The organism is Marinoscillum sp. HNIBRBA16962 (genome assembly GCF_057801515.1).
The window spans coordinates 1349011-1363045 of the sequence record NZ_CM173603.1 but is presented as its reverse complement, the minus strand read 5'-3'; the positions used below and the strand labels follow the sequence as shown (position 1 = coordinate 1363045).

Annotated in this window: 11 protein-coding genes; 4 read left to right on the top strand and 7 right to left on the bottom strand. The window is 44.0% G+C overall.

Features of this window, described 5'->3' with window-relative positions:
• Positions 1 to 118: 118 nt before the first annotated feature.
• The 5 genes from AC3E9V_RS05725 to AC3E9V_RS05705 form a co-directional block, all read right to left on the bottom strand.
• Entirely contained in the window at positions 119 to 1162 is a 1044-nt protein-coding gene (locus tag AC3E9V_RS05725) for a hypothetical protein (RefSeq protein WP_488752229.1), read from the bottom strand.
• 4 nt (positions 1163 to 1166) lie between these two features.
• Entirely contained in the window at positions 1167 to 1601 is a 435-nt protein-coding gene (locus AC3E9V_RS05720) for a hypothetical protein (protein WP_488752228.1), read from the bottom strand.
• A 4-nt stretch (positions 1602 to 1605) separates the two neighbouring features.
• Positions 1606 to 2847 carry an ABC transporter permease gene (locus tag AC3E9V_RS05715; protein ID WP_488752227.1) on the bottom strand — a complete coding sequence of 414 codons (1242 nt, stop codon included), beginning with the start codon at positions 2845 to 2847 and terminating at the stop codon, positions 1606 to 1608.
• On the bottom strand, positions 2844 to 3470 hold the full coding sequence (locus AC3E9V_RS05710; RefSeq protein ID WP_488752226.1) for an ABC transporter ATP-binding protein: 627 nt from the start codon (positions 3468 to 3470) through the stop codon (positions 2844 to 2846). The genes AC3E9V_RS05715 and AC3E9V_RS05710 overlap by 4 nt, the downstream gene beginning before the upstream one ends.
• A 225-nt stretch (positions 3471 to 3695) precedes the next feature.
• Positions 3696 to 4226 carry a DinB family protein gene (locus tag AC3E9V_RS05705; protein WP_488752225.1) on the bottom strand — a complete coding sequence of 177 codons (531 nt, stop codon included), beginning with the start codon at positions 4224 to 4226 and terminating at the stop codon, positions 3696 to 3698.
• Positions 4227 to 4473: 247 nt separating this feature from the next.
• On the opposite strand from AC3E9V_RS05705, the gene AC3E9V_RS05700 reads away from it, so the two are divergent.
• From AC3E9V_RS05700 to AC3E9V_RS05690, 3 genes are read left to right on the top strand one after another with little or no spacing between them, the layout of a single operon-like run.
• Entirely contained in the window at positions 4474 to 5748 is a 1275-nt protein-coding gene (locus AC3E9V_RS05700; protein ID WP_488752224.1) for a cation:proton antiporter, read from the top strand.
• A 43-nt stretch (positions 5749 to 5791) separates the two neighbouring features.
• Complete coding sequence (locus tag AC3E9V_RS05695; protein WP_488752223.1) at positions 5792 to 6859, top strand: glutaminyl-peptide cyclotransferase; 1068 nt, start codon at positions 5792 to 5794, stop codon at positions 6857 to 6859.
• Positions 6860 to 6882: 23 nt separating this feature from the next.
• Positions 6883 to 7179, top strand: coding sequence for an SCP2 sterol-binding domain-containing protein (locus tag AC3E9V_RS05690; RefSeq protein ID WP_488752222.1), 297 nt, complete (start codon positions 6883 to 6885; stop codon positions 7177 to 7179).
• 30 nt (positions 7180 to 7209) lie between these two features.
• On the opposite strand, the gene porU2 is transcribed toward AC3E9V_RS05690, so the two are convergent.
• Positions 7210 to 12243, bottom strand: a complete 5034-nt coding sequence (porU2, locus tag AC3E9V_RS05685; RefSeq protein ID WP_488752221.1) for a putative type IX secretion system sortase PorU2 — start codon at positions 12241 to 12243, stop codon at positions 7210 to 7212.
• Positions 12230 to 13324: a putative type IX sorting system protein PorV2 gene (locus AC3E9V_RS05680; RefSeq protein ID WP_488752220.1), complete on the bottom strand. Its 1095-nt coding sequence runs from the start codon at positions 13322 to 13324 to the stop codon at positions 12230 to 12232. Before AC3E9V_RS05680 ends, porU2 begins: the two co-directional genes overlap by 14 nt.
• 321 nt (positions 13325 to 13645) lie before the next feature.
• On the opposite strand from AC3E9V_RS05680, the gene AC3E9V_RS05675 reads away from it, so the two are divergent.
• Positions 13646 to 13999, top strand: a complete 354-nt coding sequence (locus tag AC3E9V_RS05675) for a PadR family transcriptional regulator (protein ID WP_488752219.1) — start codon at positions 13646 to 13648, stop codon at positions 13997 to 13999.
• The last annotated feature ends 36 nt before the right edge of the window (positions 14000 to 14035 follow it).

The following is a 14035-nucleotide window of genomic DNA, read 5'->3' as shown; positions in this document are numbered from 1 at the left end:
TAATCCAATTTATTCCATATTTATATCCTGCTGGATTTACTTTTCTTAACTCTTTTGTTGTCTTTGTTTCTTCTCCTTTTGCACTAGCATACAACATTCCAAGTTGCTCTAAATCACCCTATTGCTTTTTTAGTTCTTTAAACTTGCCATCTGAATCATAATGACTGAGGTTCCCATTCTGTTCGACCAAATAATACTCTCCGTGATCATTCTGATAATTGTACCTTGTCAGTCCTTGATAGGTTGCTTTAGTTAGTTCCTGAACAATCTCAGTTGCATCTACGTATTTTGTCTGTGCATAAACGGATTTCATCAGTAACTTTCCGTTCTCTTTGACTAAGTATTTCATATTTGGTGCAATGGCATCATTATCTATCCAAGTTGCTAAAATTTCGCCTGTTACCTTCTGGTTTTTCATTTCATCCGTAGCAGCTTTAGACGCACCGATTATTTCAAGTTCAAGGGTTGGCTTAAAATGGGAAATAGCCCAAGCGCCACTTCCCGTATTCATTTCAGGTAAGAAATAAAAAATCCAAAGTTTAGAGTACTTCCTATTCTCAGCCTTTATCTCATAGGCAATTTTCTTCAAAATGTCTTTACTAACTTCTTTATTGAGACGGACGTTAATAGTTATTTTAGAAAATGCATCGTCCGGTTCCTTGTTAATAATGCTATAACTTATATCAGAAGGCAGTTCATTTTTAGAAGCTGTCTCACTGTTAGTTCCGGAGTTAGGTGAAGAGCTACTTTTGAAGTTTGGTTTTTTTAGTTTCATTTTCCCCTCTTCAAGCGAACTGAGCATATCCTTCTTCACTCTAGACATACTTTTTTTCTGATCCTCCAGGTATGCTTTTACCTCCTCTTCTGATCCGCTGAAATTAGGATCGTAGTTACGCATCCAATCCATCATGGATTCATTTGCCAGTTCGATGGTTTGAGCCAGGTCCCGGTATTCACTGGCAGCCACCGAATCAGCCGCTTCTGCTGAATCGGCTAATGTCAAAAGTTTCTTCTGAGTCTTGTGCAGCTCTCCCATTTTTGGCATCACCTCATCATGAAGGGCCATTACTTCTTCTTTCAGAGAAGCTATAGTGTCTTTCCTGGTATTGCTACAGGAAGCAAACAGAAATAACATCAGGCTAAAAATCAACAGGGATCTCATAAGACTATTCGGTTTTTAGTTTTGCATCTTTAAGAATGTACATCAGCTGATCCACATCCGAATCATTCAAGGCTAAGGTACCACTGATCGTCACCTTTTTGGCTGTGTATTTTACAGATTCATTTAAATAAATTTCAGCAACGGACTCAGGGCCGGCTCCTCCACAAAAGAAACAGGATGCCACCGGTACAGAGGAAATGATCAGGTGGTCCGGCTCAAACATTCCCTCAAAGGGTATAATATAACCAGCCAGCTCAATCTCCTTTCCTTCGAGCTTTCTTATTTCCGGTCCAAATTTGGGGACATATATTTCTCCATATTCGTCGCGGGACTTTTCGTATTCCAGCTTGCCTAGTACTTTCCAGTTTTCTGATGAGCCCCCCTGCGAAAAGCAGTGAAATGAAATAACTAAACTTATGATTACTACAATTCCTTTCATCTATTTATCCTTTTGCGAGTGTTCTTGAGATATCAGTCTTATACGCCATAATAGACGGAACTACGGAAGCGAAAGTTCCTATTAACAGGCATCCTGCCAAAACCATCCATTCCCGCGGAACAAAATAAAATGATTCCGCGCTAAATCCCTCCATGTAGTTGCCAAGCACAGCCAGTAAAGCATGTGCAATAACCAGACCGGAAATCGCCCCGATCATGGTGATAAATAACCCTTCAAGCAATACATGAAAAAATATCTGACCTTTAGTCGCTCCCATAGACCGCATGATCGCTATATCATACTTACGGTCCTTCAGGGAGTTGAGCAATGCGACAAACACACTAATGGCAGAAATAACAATAATCACAATACCCAAAATATTGACCACCTTCACCCCGACACCTATAATGTTAAATAGCCGGGCTGTTTCATAGGCAGGAGAAGCTGCCTGCAAATTAGACTGACTGTTTATAGCTCTGGGTAACATAACTGCGCCCATTGGAGACCTGTAGCTGATAAGTAACGCCGTGATCTGCTTATGCTCCAGCTCCTCCTTTCCCACTTCAATTCCCAACTGTGGCAGTGCAACCAGCGAATCCGGTTCATCATGATGGCCTTCAGCCTCCTCTTCATGGTCATGCACTTCCCATATACTCCGCAAGGGAGTAAGGATAAGCTTATCCATGACTGTGCCGGACGGCTCTAAAATGCCCGTCACCTCAAAGTGAAGTCCACCGTGCTCTTCTCCCTCTTCCGATAAACCATGCTGGCTCTCAAAAGTATCTCCGAGCTTCAGGCCCAACTTTTCAGCTACCTGAGCACCAATAACCGCTTCCATGGATTGCTCAAACCAGCCTCCATCAGCCAGTGAAACTTCATACAGATCGCCATAAGCCCTGGTGGTACCAACTATCCGAAAGCCCCGATAACTATCTCCCAGGGAAAGAGGAATAGAACTGGCTATGTAACGATTTTTACTTAAAGACGCTGCTTCTTTTAAATCGATATTACCCGTGGGAAAATCAATGTGGAAGATATTAGCCAGAATCAGCTGCAACGGACTCCCTTTAGCGCCCACCACCAGATCGATACCCTGCGCATTCTTTTCTACTTCCTTTTTCAGTCTTCCGGAAGCTAAAAGGATCAATACTACGACGGTCACCCCAAATGTAAGCAGCAACCAACTCAGGAAACTGCTCAGCGGACGGGAAATAATACTCTTGAAACTTAGAAAAGGGATATTCATAGCGTCAGCTGGTTTTTAAATTCAGATTTTACACGCTGATCATGGGTAGCTATTACCAATGTAGCATTACAACTTTCCGCCTGATTCTTTAAAAGCCGGATCACGGCAGAGCAACTTTTGTCATCCAGGCTTGATGTGGGTTCATCACCAAATAGGATATCCGGCTCGTTGATCACCGCCCGGGCTATAGCTACCCGCTGAGCCTGCCCCTGACTGATCTCATGTACCTTTCGATGAGCCAGATCTGATATCCCCAAATCTTCTAAGACAGAAGGGATCCGCTTATTCAGATTGGACTTGTTTCCCAAAAAGGTAGCCAGCTTTAGATTTTCTGTCACATTCAGGGATGAGATCAAATGAGGTTTCTGAAAAACAAACCCCATATTCGAACCTCGGAAATGATCCAACTCAGCATTAGACATGTTTTGGATGGGCGTGCCATTGATCTCGATCTCTCCGGTCTCCGGCCTCAAAAGCCCTCCCAGCAAATGCAGCAGAGTCGTTTTACCACCACCGGATTCACCCAGGATCAGCGAGTGAGCCTTTTTTTCTACACTCCAGTCCGGAAAAATTAGTTTGGAATCACCCGTATAGCTGTATGAAAGATTCTTAAATGAAAGCAAAGTATATGATTTTTTTATTTATTTTTTGTAACTTTCTAATACAATGTGTCGTTACACGCATTTACCCACCTGGTCAGATCTTTATGAAAAGCAAGTTTAACTGTTTATTGTTTCAATAAAAACACTACCTGCTATGACCGTATTTTTGTTTCCATTCCTCATCATCCTGTTTATGTATTATAGCTATAGAGCAAGGCTGAAAAAAGTGGGGAATGACATAGAAATTTAACCAATCGCACTAAGTATACGTCGGATTTGATACTCATGATGCTGCATATGGGCATCAAAAAAAACGAGCATTTCTTCCAGTCGAACCCTTCCTGCAAATGGATGTTTATAAATTGCTTTGTTCAGGAATTTATCCGGATACTTTTCGAGAAACTCCTTTAACTCATTCCTGGATACCCTCCATTTTTCAACAATTTCAACAAATTCTATTTCATTAGACGGGTTACTTACAGTCCGAGGTGCATTAAACTTAACCCTTGACCTCAAAATCCATAAGTAAAACCAGAACTTCGGTCTTTCTAAAACGCTGGAGCCAGGGATTTTCTCACCTGCTTTTATTTTCTTCTGACAATACTTTAAAGAACCACTTTCTGACTCCAAAAGGTGAACCAACACCTGAATTACGGACCATTTACCGGTTGACTGAGGTGCCCGGAGTGTTTTGCTATCCAATTTCTTCAGCTTAGCTAAAAGATGGTTTTTGCGGGCTTCTATCTGACAGAAGGCTTTTAAATACAATTGGTCCATTTGGTTTGCAATATAGTCTTGATGCAAGTGATTAACCACTCGTTAAGGATGCGGATATTTTGCATAAAAATCTAAAAAAAAGTATATTCGGGCAGACTTTCGTGCGGAATGTCAATGTAAACCACTCTAATAGCCGTTATCCTTTGTTGGATAGGATTGATCATTATAGTTCAATTCACAATGTAATTACAGAATAGAAGAATATTTTTGCGCTGTGCGCATTAAATAACGAATCGGCACCAAACCTATGCACGTATTTGACATCATCGCCCTCTTTATATTCCTGGCGGCTTTATTCATTTTCGTCAATACCTACTTTCTGAAGCTTCCTTCGTCTATAGGCTTGATGATCATGGCCCTGGGACTTTCACTTGTGATTTTGATTGTTGGATTTATATCCCCGGAACTGCGTATAGAAGCTGTGGAGCTGGAAGAGTATGACTATGCTGAAGTACTATACCATGTAGTGCTGTCCTTTATGCTCTTCTCTGGAGCCCTGCAGATTGACTTCAAAAAGCTCTCGAAGGAGCGAACCCCGGTATTGGTTTTGGCAACCACCGGAGTTCTGATCTCAACCTTCGTCATTGGTTCACTAGTTTACTTTTTGCTGGATTTCCTTCAGATCCACCTTGATTACCTGTATTGCCTGGTTTTTGGCGCTTTGATATCTCCTACTGACCCAATAGCCGTAACGAAAACCATTAAACGTTTCAACCTTGCCAAGGAGCTTGAAATTAAGATTGCCGGAGAATCTTTATTCAATGACGGCATAGCGGTAGTCCTTGCACTGACACTTCTTGATATCGCCCATGCTGGTGAGGACCATGCGCTTTCAGTTATAGAAACGGCATATATCATAGGAGCTGACATAGGTGGCGGGATCTTCATCGGCCTTTTCCTGGGCTACCTGGGCTACAGGCTGCTGAAATACGTGGACAATGATGCTGTGGAGGTAGAGATACTGATAACACTGGCTATTGTGATGGCCGGGTCATTTCTTGCTGATTTTATTCATGTTTCCTCAAAACAGGCTGCAGTAGTTATGGGTCTGGTGATTGGCAATGAGGGACGCGGTGAACATGTAACCAGCGCTGCTGGCGACTATGTGTTTAAGTTTTGGAATCTCATGGAAGAATCATTATCAGCTATGCTTTTTGTACTCATAGGTCTTGAAATGCTGGTCATCCCACGTAGAGCTGATTATTTTGCTGCAGGATTTATGGCCGTAAACATTGTGCTGCTTGGCCGGTGGCTTAGTGTATTCATCCCTATTAAACTCATGTCGGCCAAAAGAGCCTTTCAACCCAATACTATTCCGGTGCTCACCTGGGGGGCACTCAGGGGTGGTCTGCCCATTGCTCTTTCCCTTTCACTTACCGATTTTCATGGGAAGGATATCATTATCACCATGACCTACATCGTGGTGGCATGCTCCGTTCTCTATCAGGGATTAACGGTACCTACCCTTATGCGCATGACCAGCTACGAACGAAGACATTCAGATGACAATAAAACAGAATAGTGTCTCTCCTACTTTTTAGACTTTTCCAGTACTTTTGTGCGTGATGAAAAATGCATTACTAATTAGCCTTGGTCTTGGCATAAGTGCCTTTGTAAGCTGTCATAAGGAATCCGATACCGGCAGTAAAGAAGATTCTGACTCTCCCAGGATCATCAATTACAGTAAACTGAAATCTCCCAAATCGAATACAACCTACACAATAGGGGATCTGGTTCCATTTGAAATTGACTCGGAAAAGCAAATCGATTCGATCATCCTGGAATACCGCGACAGGGAAACAACATTTAGCGAACCGGTATTTGAATGGTCCTCAACAGATGTCCGGACCGGAAATCAGCGGATTAAATTGACGGTATTCATTGACGGAAACAAAGAAACACACTACCCAAGGCTAAAATTTCTTTCGGACATTACTCCGGACGAGTATACCTACAACATCATTAATACCTATCCTCACAATGTGGAGGCCTATACCCAGGGCCTGTTTTTCAAAGGTGATACACTTTATGAAAGTACCGGATCCAGAGGTAAATCGAGGCTGATGAAAATCAATTATACAAACGCCAACATTTATCACTCCATTAACCTTGACAGTAAATACTTCGGTGAGGGCAGCACCTTTTGGAAAAACAACATCTACATGCTCACGTGGACTTCTCAGGTGGGCTTCATCTTTGATACGGACCTCAACCAAACCGGAACATTCAGGTTCCCTTTTGAGGAAGGATGGGGGCTCACAACGATGGGGGATACACTCATTGCGAGTGATGGGACTGAGACCCTTCACTTTTTAAATCCGCATGACCTCTCCGAGTTTGATAAACTGGAAGTTTATGACCATAAAGACAAGGTAGTTGCACTGAACGAGTTGGAGGTCATTGACAAGCTGATCTATGCCAATATCTATCAGGAAGAGCAAATTGTGGTTATAGATCCGGAAACCGGAAAAATCATTCGGAAAATTGATATGGGAGGATTACTGTCCCCGGCTGAAGCAAAAGATGCTGACGTACTGAACGGAATAGCTTATCATCCTTCGAACCAAAAAGTCTATGTAACTGGTAAGCTCTGGCCAAAGCTCTTTGAGGTAACCTTTACGAAGAAACAATAAGTTCAACCTTACAATAAACATAAATGACCCTGCCGGAAGCAACTGAAAAAGTATCTGAAATGGCCGCCAACAATGGAGGCAATGTTAACGCCATCATCAACTTCCAATTTGAAGAAGGCCTGATCCACCTGGACGATACCGTAACTCCTTCTGTGGTTTCCAATGAAGATAAAGCTGCAGCATGTACGCTGAGCATGTCTCTGGATAACTTTGAGAAGCTTTTAAACGGAAGCCTGAATCCTATGATGGCCTTTATGGGAGGAAAGATAAAAGTAGACGGAGACAAAGGTGTGGCAATGAAGCTTGCATCCTTTTTTTAAACCCTGTTTTTCACTTGCCGGTAAAACCGGTTACCGGAGAAGGTAAAGCTTCCCAAATCCATTTTTAAAAGCCCGATCTGCATTGGTATTGCGTAGCTTTACCTGTTCTCCCCCCTGCCTGATAAAAACTTTATACAGGTAGACTCCATTTGCCAGTTGGTCACCGTATTCATCCCGTCCATCCCAGGCATATTGTGTGATGTTGTTGCCTATTTTCAACGGACCAATTTCATCCTGTGTAATCTCACGAACTACCCTGCCTGAAACGGTCATGATCTGGATTTTGATCTCTTCAGGAATCACACTTCCGGTAAGCGTAAAAACAAACCTGGTACTCGTGGAAAAAGGATTGGGATACGGGTAAAAATGAGTCACCGTAGTTTCGTTGATCACTTCAAAGGATACTTCATACGGATACCTGCCGGAGGCATTCCCACTTTCATCCACCCCCTGCACTCTCAAAGCATAAACTCCGTCCTCCAAAGGGCCCGGCTGGTAAGTGATCTCAAAATCCTGTCCCTCAGAAGCTGGAATATAAGACACCTCTGATCCAGCGAAATGTACCTGCTCAAACTCACACCCCTCACAAGGTTTTTTCAACTCAATAGTGAGCCCCGTTGTGTCCTGCTTATATAAAAATTCATTTTCATCCTTAAAGCGAATGAGGATACCGGGGTTTGGAGATACAATATCTCCATTCAGGATATAACTCCCGTCAAAGGTGACATCTAAAACCGGGTTGGTTTCATCAGGTACTACATTAAAAGCGCTGCTTATATTGATAGTGTTGTTGGCAGGGTAGAGCTCAGGCTCTGCTGCAGAGAGCGTAACTACGAGGTTGTTTTGCCCAACCTTACCCCGCGTACCTATCCTGGTTTCAAATGCCGTGGTGTCATTCGGTTCCGGAGCGGCTATTTTAAAAGACTCAGACTCAAAAGTCCCTGACTGGATGTTGCTGACAGTATAGCTGACGGTAACCGAGTCAGTAAAAGGGGCAGCGGAAAGCGAACTATAAAAAAATTGCCTGGCGTATTCTTCGCCCTCCTGCACCTCTCCGCTCTCGATGGATTCAGTAGAAAGCAAGCCTTCCGGTGAGAGATCATAGGTAAGCCCCCACCCTTTTAGCTGGGGTGGAGTTTGATTTACTTCATCAGAAAAACTCATCTCCATCCTCAGGTAAGGATATTGCTGAGCATCGATCTGGGAGATGTCCAGATCTACCATGCGGCTATCCGTAAAGAGCACTTCTTCATCTCCGAATGAATCATAGCCAAGTACGTTAAACTCGTATGAGTCATCTGGTCCGTCTTCAACATGATAGCTGAATCCATCCCATGAGCTGGATGGCCCTACCTTCGGTGAAAGTATTTTTCCGGAGCTAAACTTACCGGTAACCTGACTTACCAACTGAATAGCCTGTTCTTTCAGCGGCACCCCACTTCCATTAGAAATGACCTCTACGGCTGAGCCTTCCGGATCCCCCTTTCTGCCCAGGAAAATCACTGGCTGCCCGTCAGTCAGGCCTGCTATTGTGGAGCTCTGAATGCCTACCGAATTTAATGAAGCGATCAGCTGCGCATCCCAGTTAGAAAAAGCTACTGAATCAAAAGAAAAAAGCAGGATCATGTCCTGGTTATCCATAATGGAGATCAGGCTGTCCAGGTACCTGTTGGAGCCAAGCACCTCTGTTTCGCTGAAATTATTTATAGCCTGCGGGCTTATGCCACAGATCAGATCATTAAACACATCAGGACTGGCACCCAAAAAAGGACTGTATGGCTGAGCATTCTCCGAACCAAAAACGATAGCATTGATCGCATTCTTTTTCTTACATTCCGGATCGAGGGTATTTGTTGTCGCCAAAAAGTTTATTCCATCGATCAAAACGAGGTAATCTGTGTATTCATTAGGATTGCTAACCCCATGGGTATTAATTTCTATAGGGGTAGACGTTTCCTGGAAACTCCATGAGCTATTCCCGGAGTTGTAAGTCACCCCTGACTTAGAAGTCTCTTCCAGCTGAGACCGGCCTATCTGGCCCCACCCGCCAGTCTGACCTGAAATAAGGGTAAAGGAAGATTTAACCCAGGTAGTATCTTCATTGCCTTCAGGGTTACTAAAGCGTGTCCTCCAGTAAATGGTGGTTGAGTCTGCCAATGCCGAAAAGTCCATCCCTCTATTCACCAGCAGATCACTGGTAATACTCTCAGAGATTTTAAATGAACTGCTAAAATCCGCCACCGTATCTACCTCCAGACTGTACTCCCGGTTGCGGTCCAGCGGGTCTGCAGACTGCCACTTAAAGGTCACCATGGGATCATCTACCAAACCAAAATTGATTGGAAAGAGGTTAATTGTATTTCCTTTTGGGATAAACAACTCAAAGCTTCCGTTATTATTCGTCTCATTTAGTTCCCCCTGCTCATTATCCGGGTCGATGGATATCACAAACGTGTTGCTTCCCTCATTTACCTCCTGCAGATCATTCCGGATCACAAACGAGACCGTATCATAACGGAGAACCCTCCTGAATTTCTGAACATAAGTTCTTTGGTTTCCATCTCCCAAAGTCCTTACGACCCTTATAGCCAGTGAATCTTTCACAGATCTGCCGTAATTACGTATTGGAAGGTTAATTTTAAAGGAGTCCATATTGGCAGTTACCCGCTCCTGATCATATCCGGCAGCAAATATTTCCTGAGTCTGAAGCTCATAGTCGGGCTGATCAGCCCCAAAAACCGGCAAGGCAGGATCTCCCTGTAATACAGTCTGGTAAACCTGTGCCCGATCCAGCGCGCTGGTCCCGAAAGCCTCAAAATAGGCGCTCGTGACGTTCATGAATACCTTACCCACAGGGTTGGCAAATTCTCCATCAAGATTAAATGCATGAGTATAAAACAAGTCCGAGAAGCGTTTTAAGGCTGAGGACAGAGCAAAGTCTGAATTAGCAATGAAACCAATTGCTCCGAGATTAGGTGTATGAAGCCAGTCTTCACCCAGCGTCAGACTTGAAGGAGTACCATCGGTTACCCTGAATATTTCCCCGGCATTGCATCCGTTTACTAAAAACATGGGATACTTTGCCTGGTTGCTGTACCCAAAAGTATTGCTGCCTGACGACACCCTACCGATCTCAATATCTGTGAGTTGCCCGGTGGAATGACCAAAAAAAGTGATCAGGCTGACTCCTTCATTTACCTGACTGGCGACATTGATCAGCTGAACCTCATCATTGGTCTCCTTATTGATGTTAAAAGCCTTTCCTCCTAAATAATCCCCTTCAGCTTTTACTTTAAAGGTATTGATATGGTTGGCAAAAGAGGTACGTTCCGCATTCGTTGCTCCCCCGCTTAGCTGCACCAGGTTTTTTCTCCAAAGGGCGTCATAAGACAATGCTTCCATTTCCTTAACCTTATCAAGGTAGGCTTTCACATCCTGAGGAGTGTATGCGTTGAGACGACCTGTAGGCAGCGCCTGGTCCAGGTTTTGTGCAACCGTATTTACAGAAAAAAGCACATCAGAGCCCGGATATCCAAAAGTGGGCACATAATGGATTATGGTGCCAGGGTCTCTCCTGTACGCATTGGCATTGGGAGTTGTTCCCTTCCCGATGATAAACAGGTACTCCGGATTCCCCTCAGCAAGTGCATAGGTGATGAAATTTCGAATTGCCATGGGAGACTGATCGCCGTAATTGAACTGATCATACACTTCACTGATCCAGGCAAGTAACACACCGTGGCTTCCGCCGGCTACACTTTGGCGGTAGTCAAGATACCCGGTCACCGGACTGACACCTCCTACCTGCTGGTCAAGAGCTGGGTGAGAGATCATCAAAAAATCTTTCCCTGACAGATCGAAAGGCTCTATTGTGGCTCTTGAGATATTGCCTGCACTTTTCGGCGTTTTCACCACCATTATCTGCCGGTCTGAAGTAGCGCCAGAATAGACAAATTCTAATCTGTCCGGCTGAGCACTACTCACAATGGAAACCGGAGCAGCAGGATCGGTCACATCAAAAACCCGAGCTCCCGTTGCCACGGTACTGGAAAGTACCGCATACCCTTTTTCTTCCGTCCCTGCCGGAAACTCATAAAAGAAAATATCCTGGCTGGAATCAAAAGCCGGGTCCTGTGGATAGTTTACACGGACATAGGACACTGAAACGCGTTCAGCCTGACCATCTACACCCAGGGCAGTGACCCGAACCACCAGCTCACCTGCAGCCCCTATATCGGACCACTCTACTTCAGAGGTAAATAAATGAGTGAATTGCCGTTCAAAGCTGGCCTGTCCCAGGCTCCTCAAACCGGACTCATTCGGACCAACACTGATTTCTACCAGGTGTTCGAGGTTATTGATCCCAAACAGGAAAACTTCCAGTGTGGGTTTTGTGTCGCTTTGATCAGCGTTAGTGAGAGCAAAATCATAGGTACGAGAACCATTTTTTGAAATATCCGGACCAGCCCAGCCTTCTCCGTAATCATACTCGGCTGTTAAGATCTCATTGGTTGAACCATACCTAAGGCCCGTTTTGTAATGTGAAGTGAAAAGCTGCAAGTCTTTCCGGATATGATAAGGCTCAGGTGTAAGTCCGGAACTGTTCTGGTCTGTAGAAAGCTGCATTCGCCTTCCTGATCCTGAAGAAATTTTCCATGTCAAAAAGTAGGCGGAGGAGTCCGTAAATAAATTATAGTAAGTGTGGGGCTGTGCATCTGACTCTCTATACAGTGGTGTATTGGAGTTACCGTCATTTCGCTCGCCGTAGAATTCCAGGTAATTTAGCCGACCGTCCCTGTTTTCTATTATTTCGTCATCCACCACTCTGATTGCCACTTCCTGCCCCCTTCGGAACAGCTGGTAGCGATCTACCACAATGTTGCCCACAGGCACACCGGCTGCCGCTAGCTCACTTGCGGTGATCCTGTATAAACCATCCTCAGCCACCTTGATCTTATAATACTGTTGATTGTAATCAATCCAATCATTAGCATATTGACTTTTGACCTCAGTCAAAAGCCCACAAAAACCGATAAACCATATGATAACCTTAATCCTCAACATGGAAATCAACTTTTACGGAAAAAATATGCGAGTATAAACCAGCTGCCTGATCACCTATATCTGTGAATGCATAATCAACAGCCAGCTGCTGAATCTTAAATCCCAGCCCCATATTCGGCTGAAAGGTCCAGGATTTCGTGCCATCAAAGTCTTTTATCTTCTGAAACTGTCCCACACCTCCTCGTACAAAGGCCACCTGCTTAAAACCAACCTCTACTCCGGCAGAGGCATCAAAAGACACCAGATCAGTCCTTACTAACGAGTTTCGCTTTCCATCAAATGTGGTCACAAGATCAGCCGTACCCAATAATGAAAACTGATCACCCAGCTCTACATTTCTACTTACCCCAAGAATAAGTCGCGGAAGCGTAATCTCAAGAGAGTTGGTGTAAAGCTCATTCCCGGTCTGAGCATATATATCAGCAAGCTCGTCCTCATTGATAGACCAGGAATTAAAGGTGCCAAACAGGTCCCGGCCTACCAGGCCAAAATCCCAACCCTTCCACTTTTTCTGTACGCCCACATCTATCCCAAAACCCCATGACCCGGCAAAATCGCCTACGATCCGCCGTATAATTTTCACATTACCTCCCAGACTAAGGCCTCCAAGAAATGGAAGTTTCCTCCCATAAGAAACCAGGAAAGCGTAATCCGAAGCAGAAAAAAAACGGATATTGTCATAATTAACCGAGCCATTTGCATCGAATAGTAAACGTGTGTCAGCTATATCATCCACAGAAAAGCGGATCACTGAAACGCTTAACGCGCTACTGTCATCAAGCCGTGTAGCAAATGCCCCGTAATCGTAATTGGCTATTCCAGCAAAATAAGAAGCATGCATCAGGGAAAGCTGATGGTCCGTAGTGAGGGAAACGAGCCCTGCAGGGTTCCAGTAGCCGGAGGAAACGTCTGCGGTATGGGCGACCATCGAATTCCCCAGTCCGAAAGCCCGGGCATCAACCCCCAGGTTCAGGAATTCATTGCTGTACTTGGGCGTATTGTCCCTGGACGCAGCATCCTGAGCTGATACGACACCAGAAGCTATGAGGTAGAAAAAAAGTACAACTCCGCCTGCTCTCATTCATGACAAATAAAGGGACAATTTAGATTATATGACAGTATTGTTTGAAACAACTTCGACCAAAGTACACCTCAGAACGACTATTACCCTTTCTTTTTCAATTTCCTCAACTCTTCAAAGAAAGCCAATAAGGCCGGAAAACGCATAAATATATAACTATTCTAATTTTATATATAATTATTTCAATTAAATTAGAATGTTGAGAAAGATTTCCGTAAAGTACTTGGCCATACATAGTACCTTTACGTATACACTATCGAAGATTAAGCGATAGCTTTCTGTTTGTCCCAGGACAACAGGATAAAATTAAACTCACGGAAAATGAATATTGAAAATACACAAGTGCAAATGCGGAAGGGCATCCTTGAGTTTTGCATACTCCATATAATAAGCCGTGGTGAGGTGTATGCCTCAGACCTATTGGAGGAGTTGACAGCTGCCAGGATCATGGTAGTTGAAGGCACACTTTATCCACTACTGACACGCCTGCGAAAGGCCGGTCTTGTAGACTATAAGTGGGTGGAGTCCAACTCCGGACCTCCTCGAAAATACTATACACTGACAAATGATGGTCAGGAGTTTCTGAACAGCTTAGACCAAACCTGGGACGGTCTGGTAAAATCTACTCAGAAGATCATCTCAGTGAAGAAAGGATCTACTAAAAAGAAATCATAAAAGGAATCATCCCTGAAATTGATATAAAAACTAACC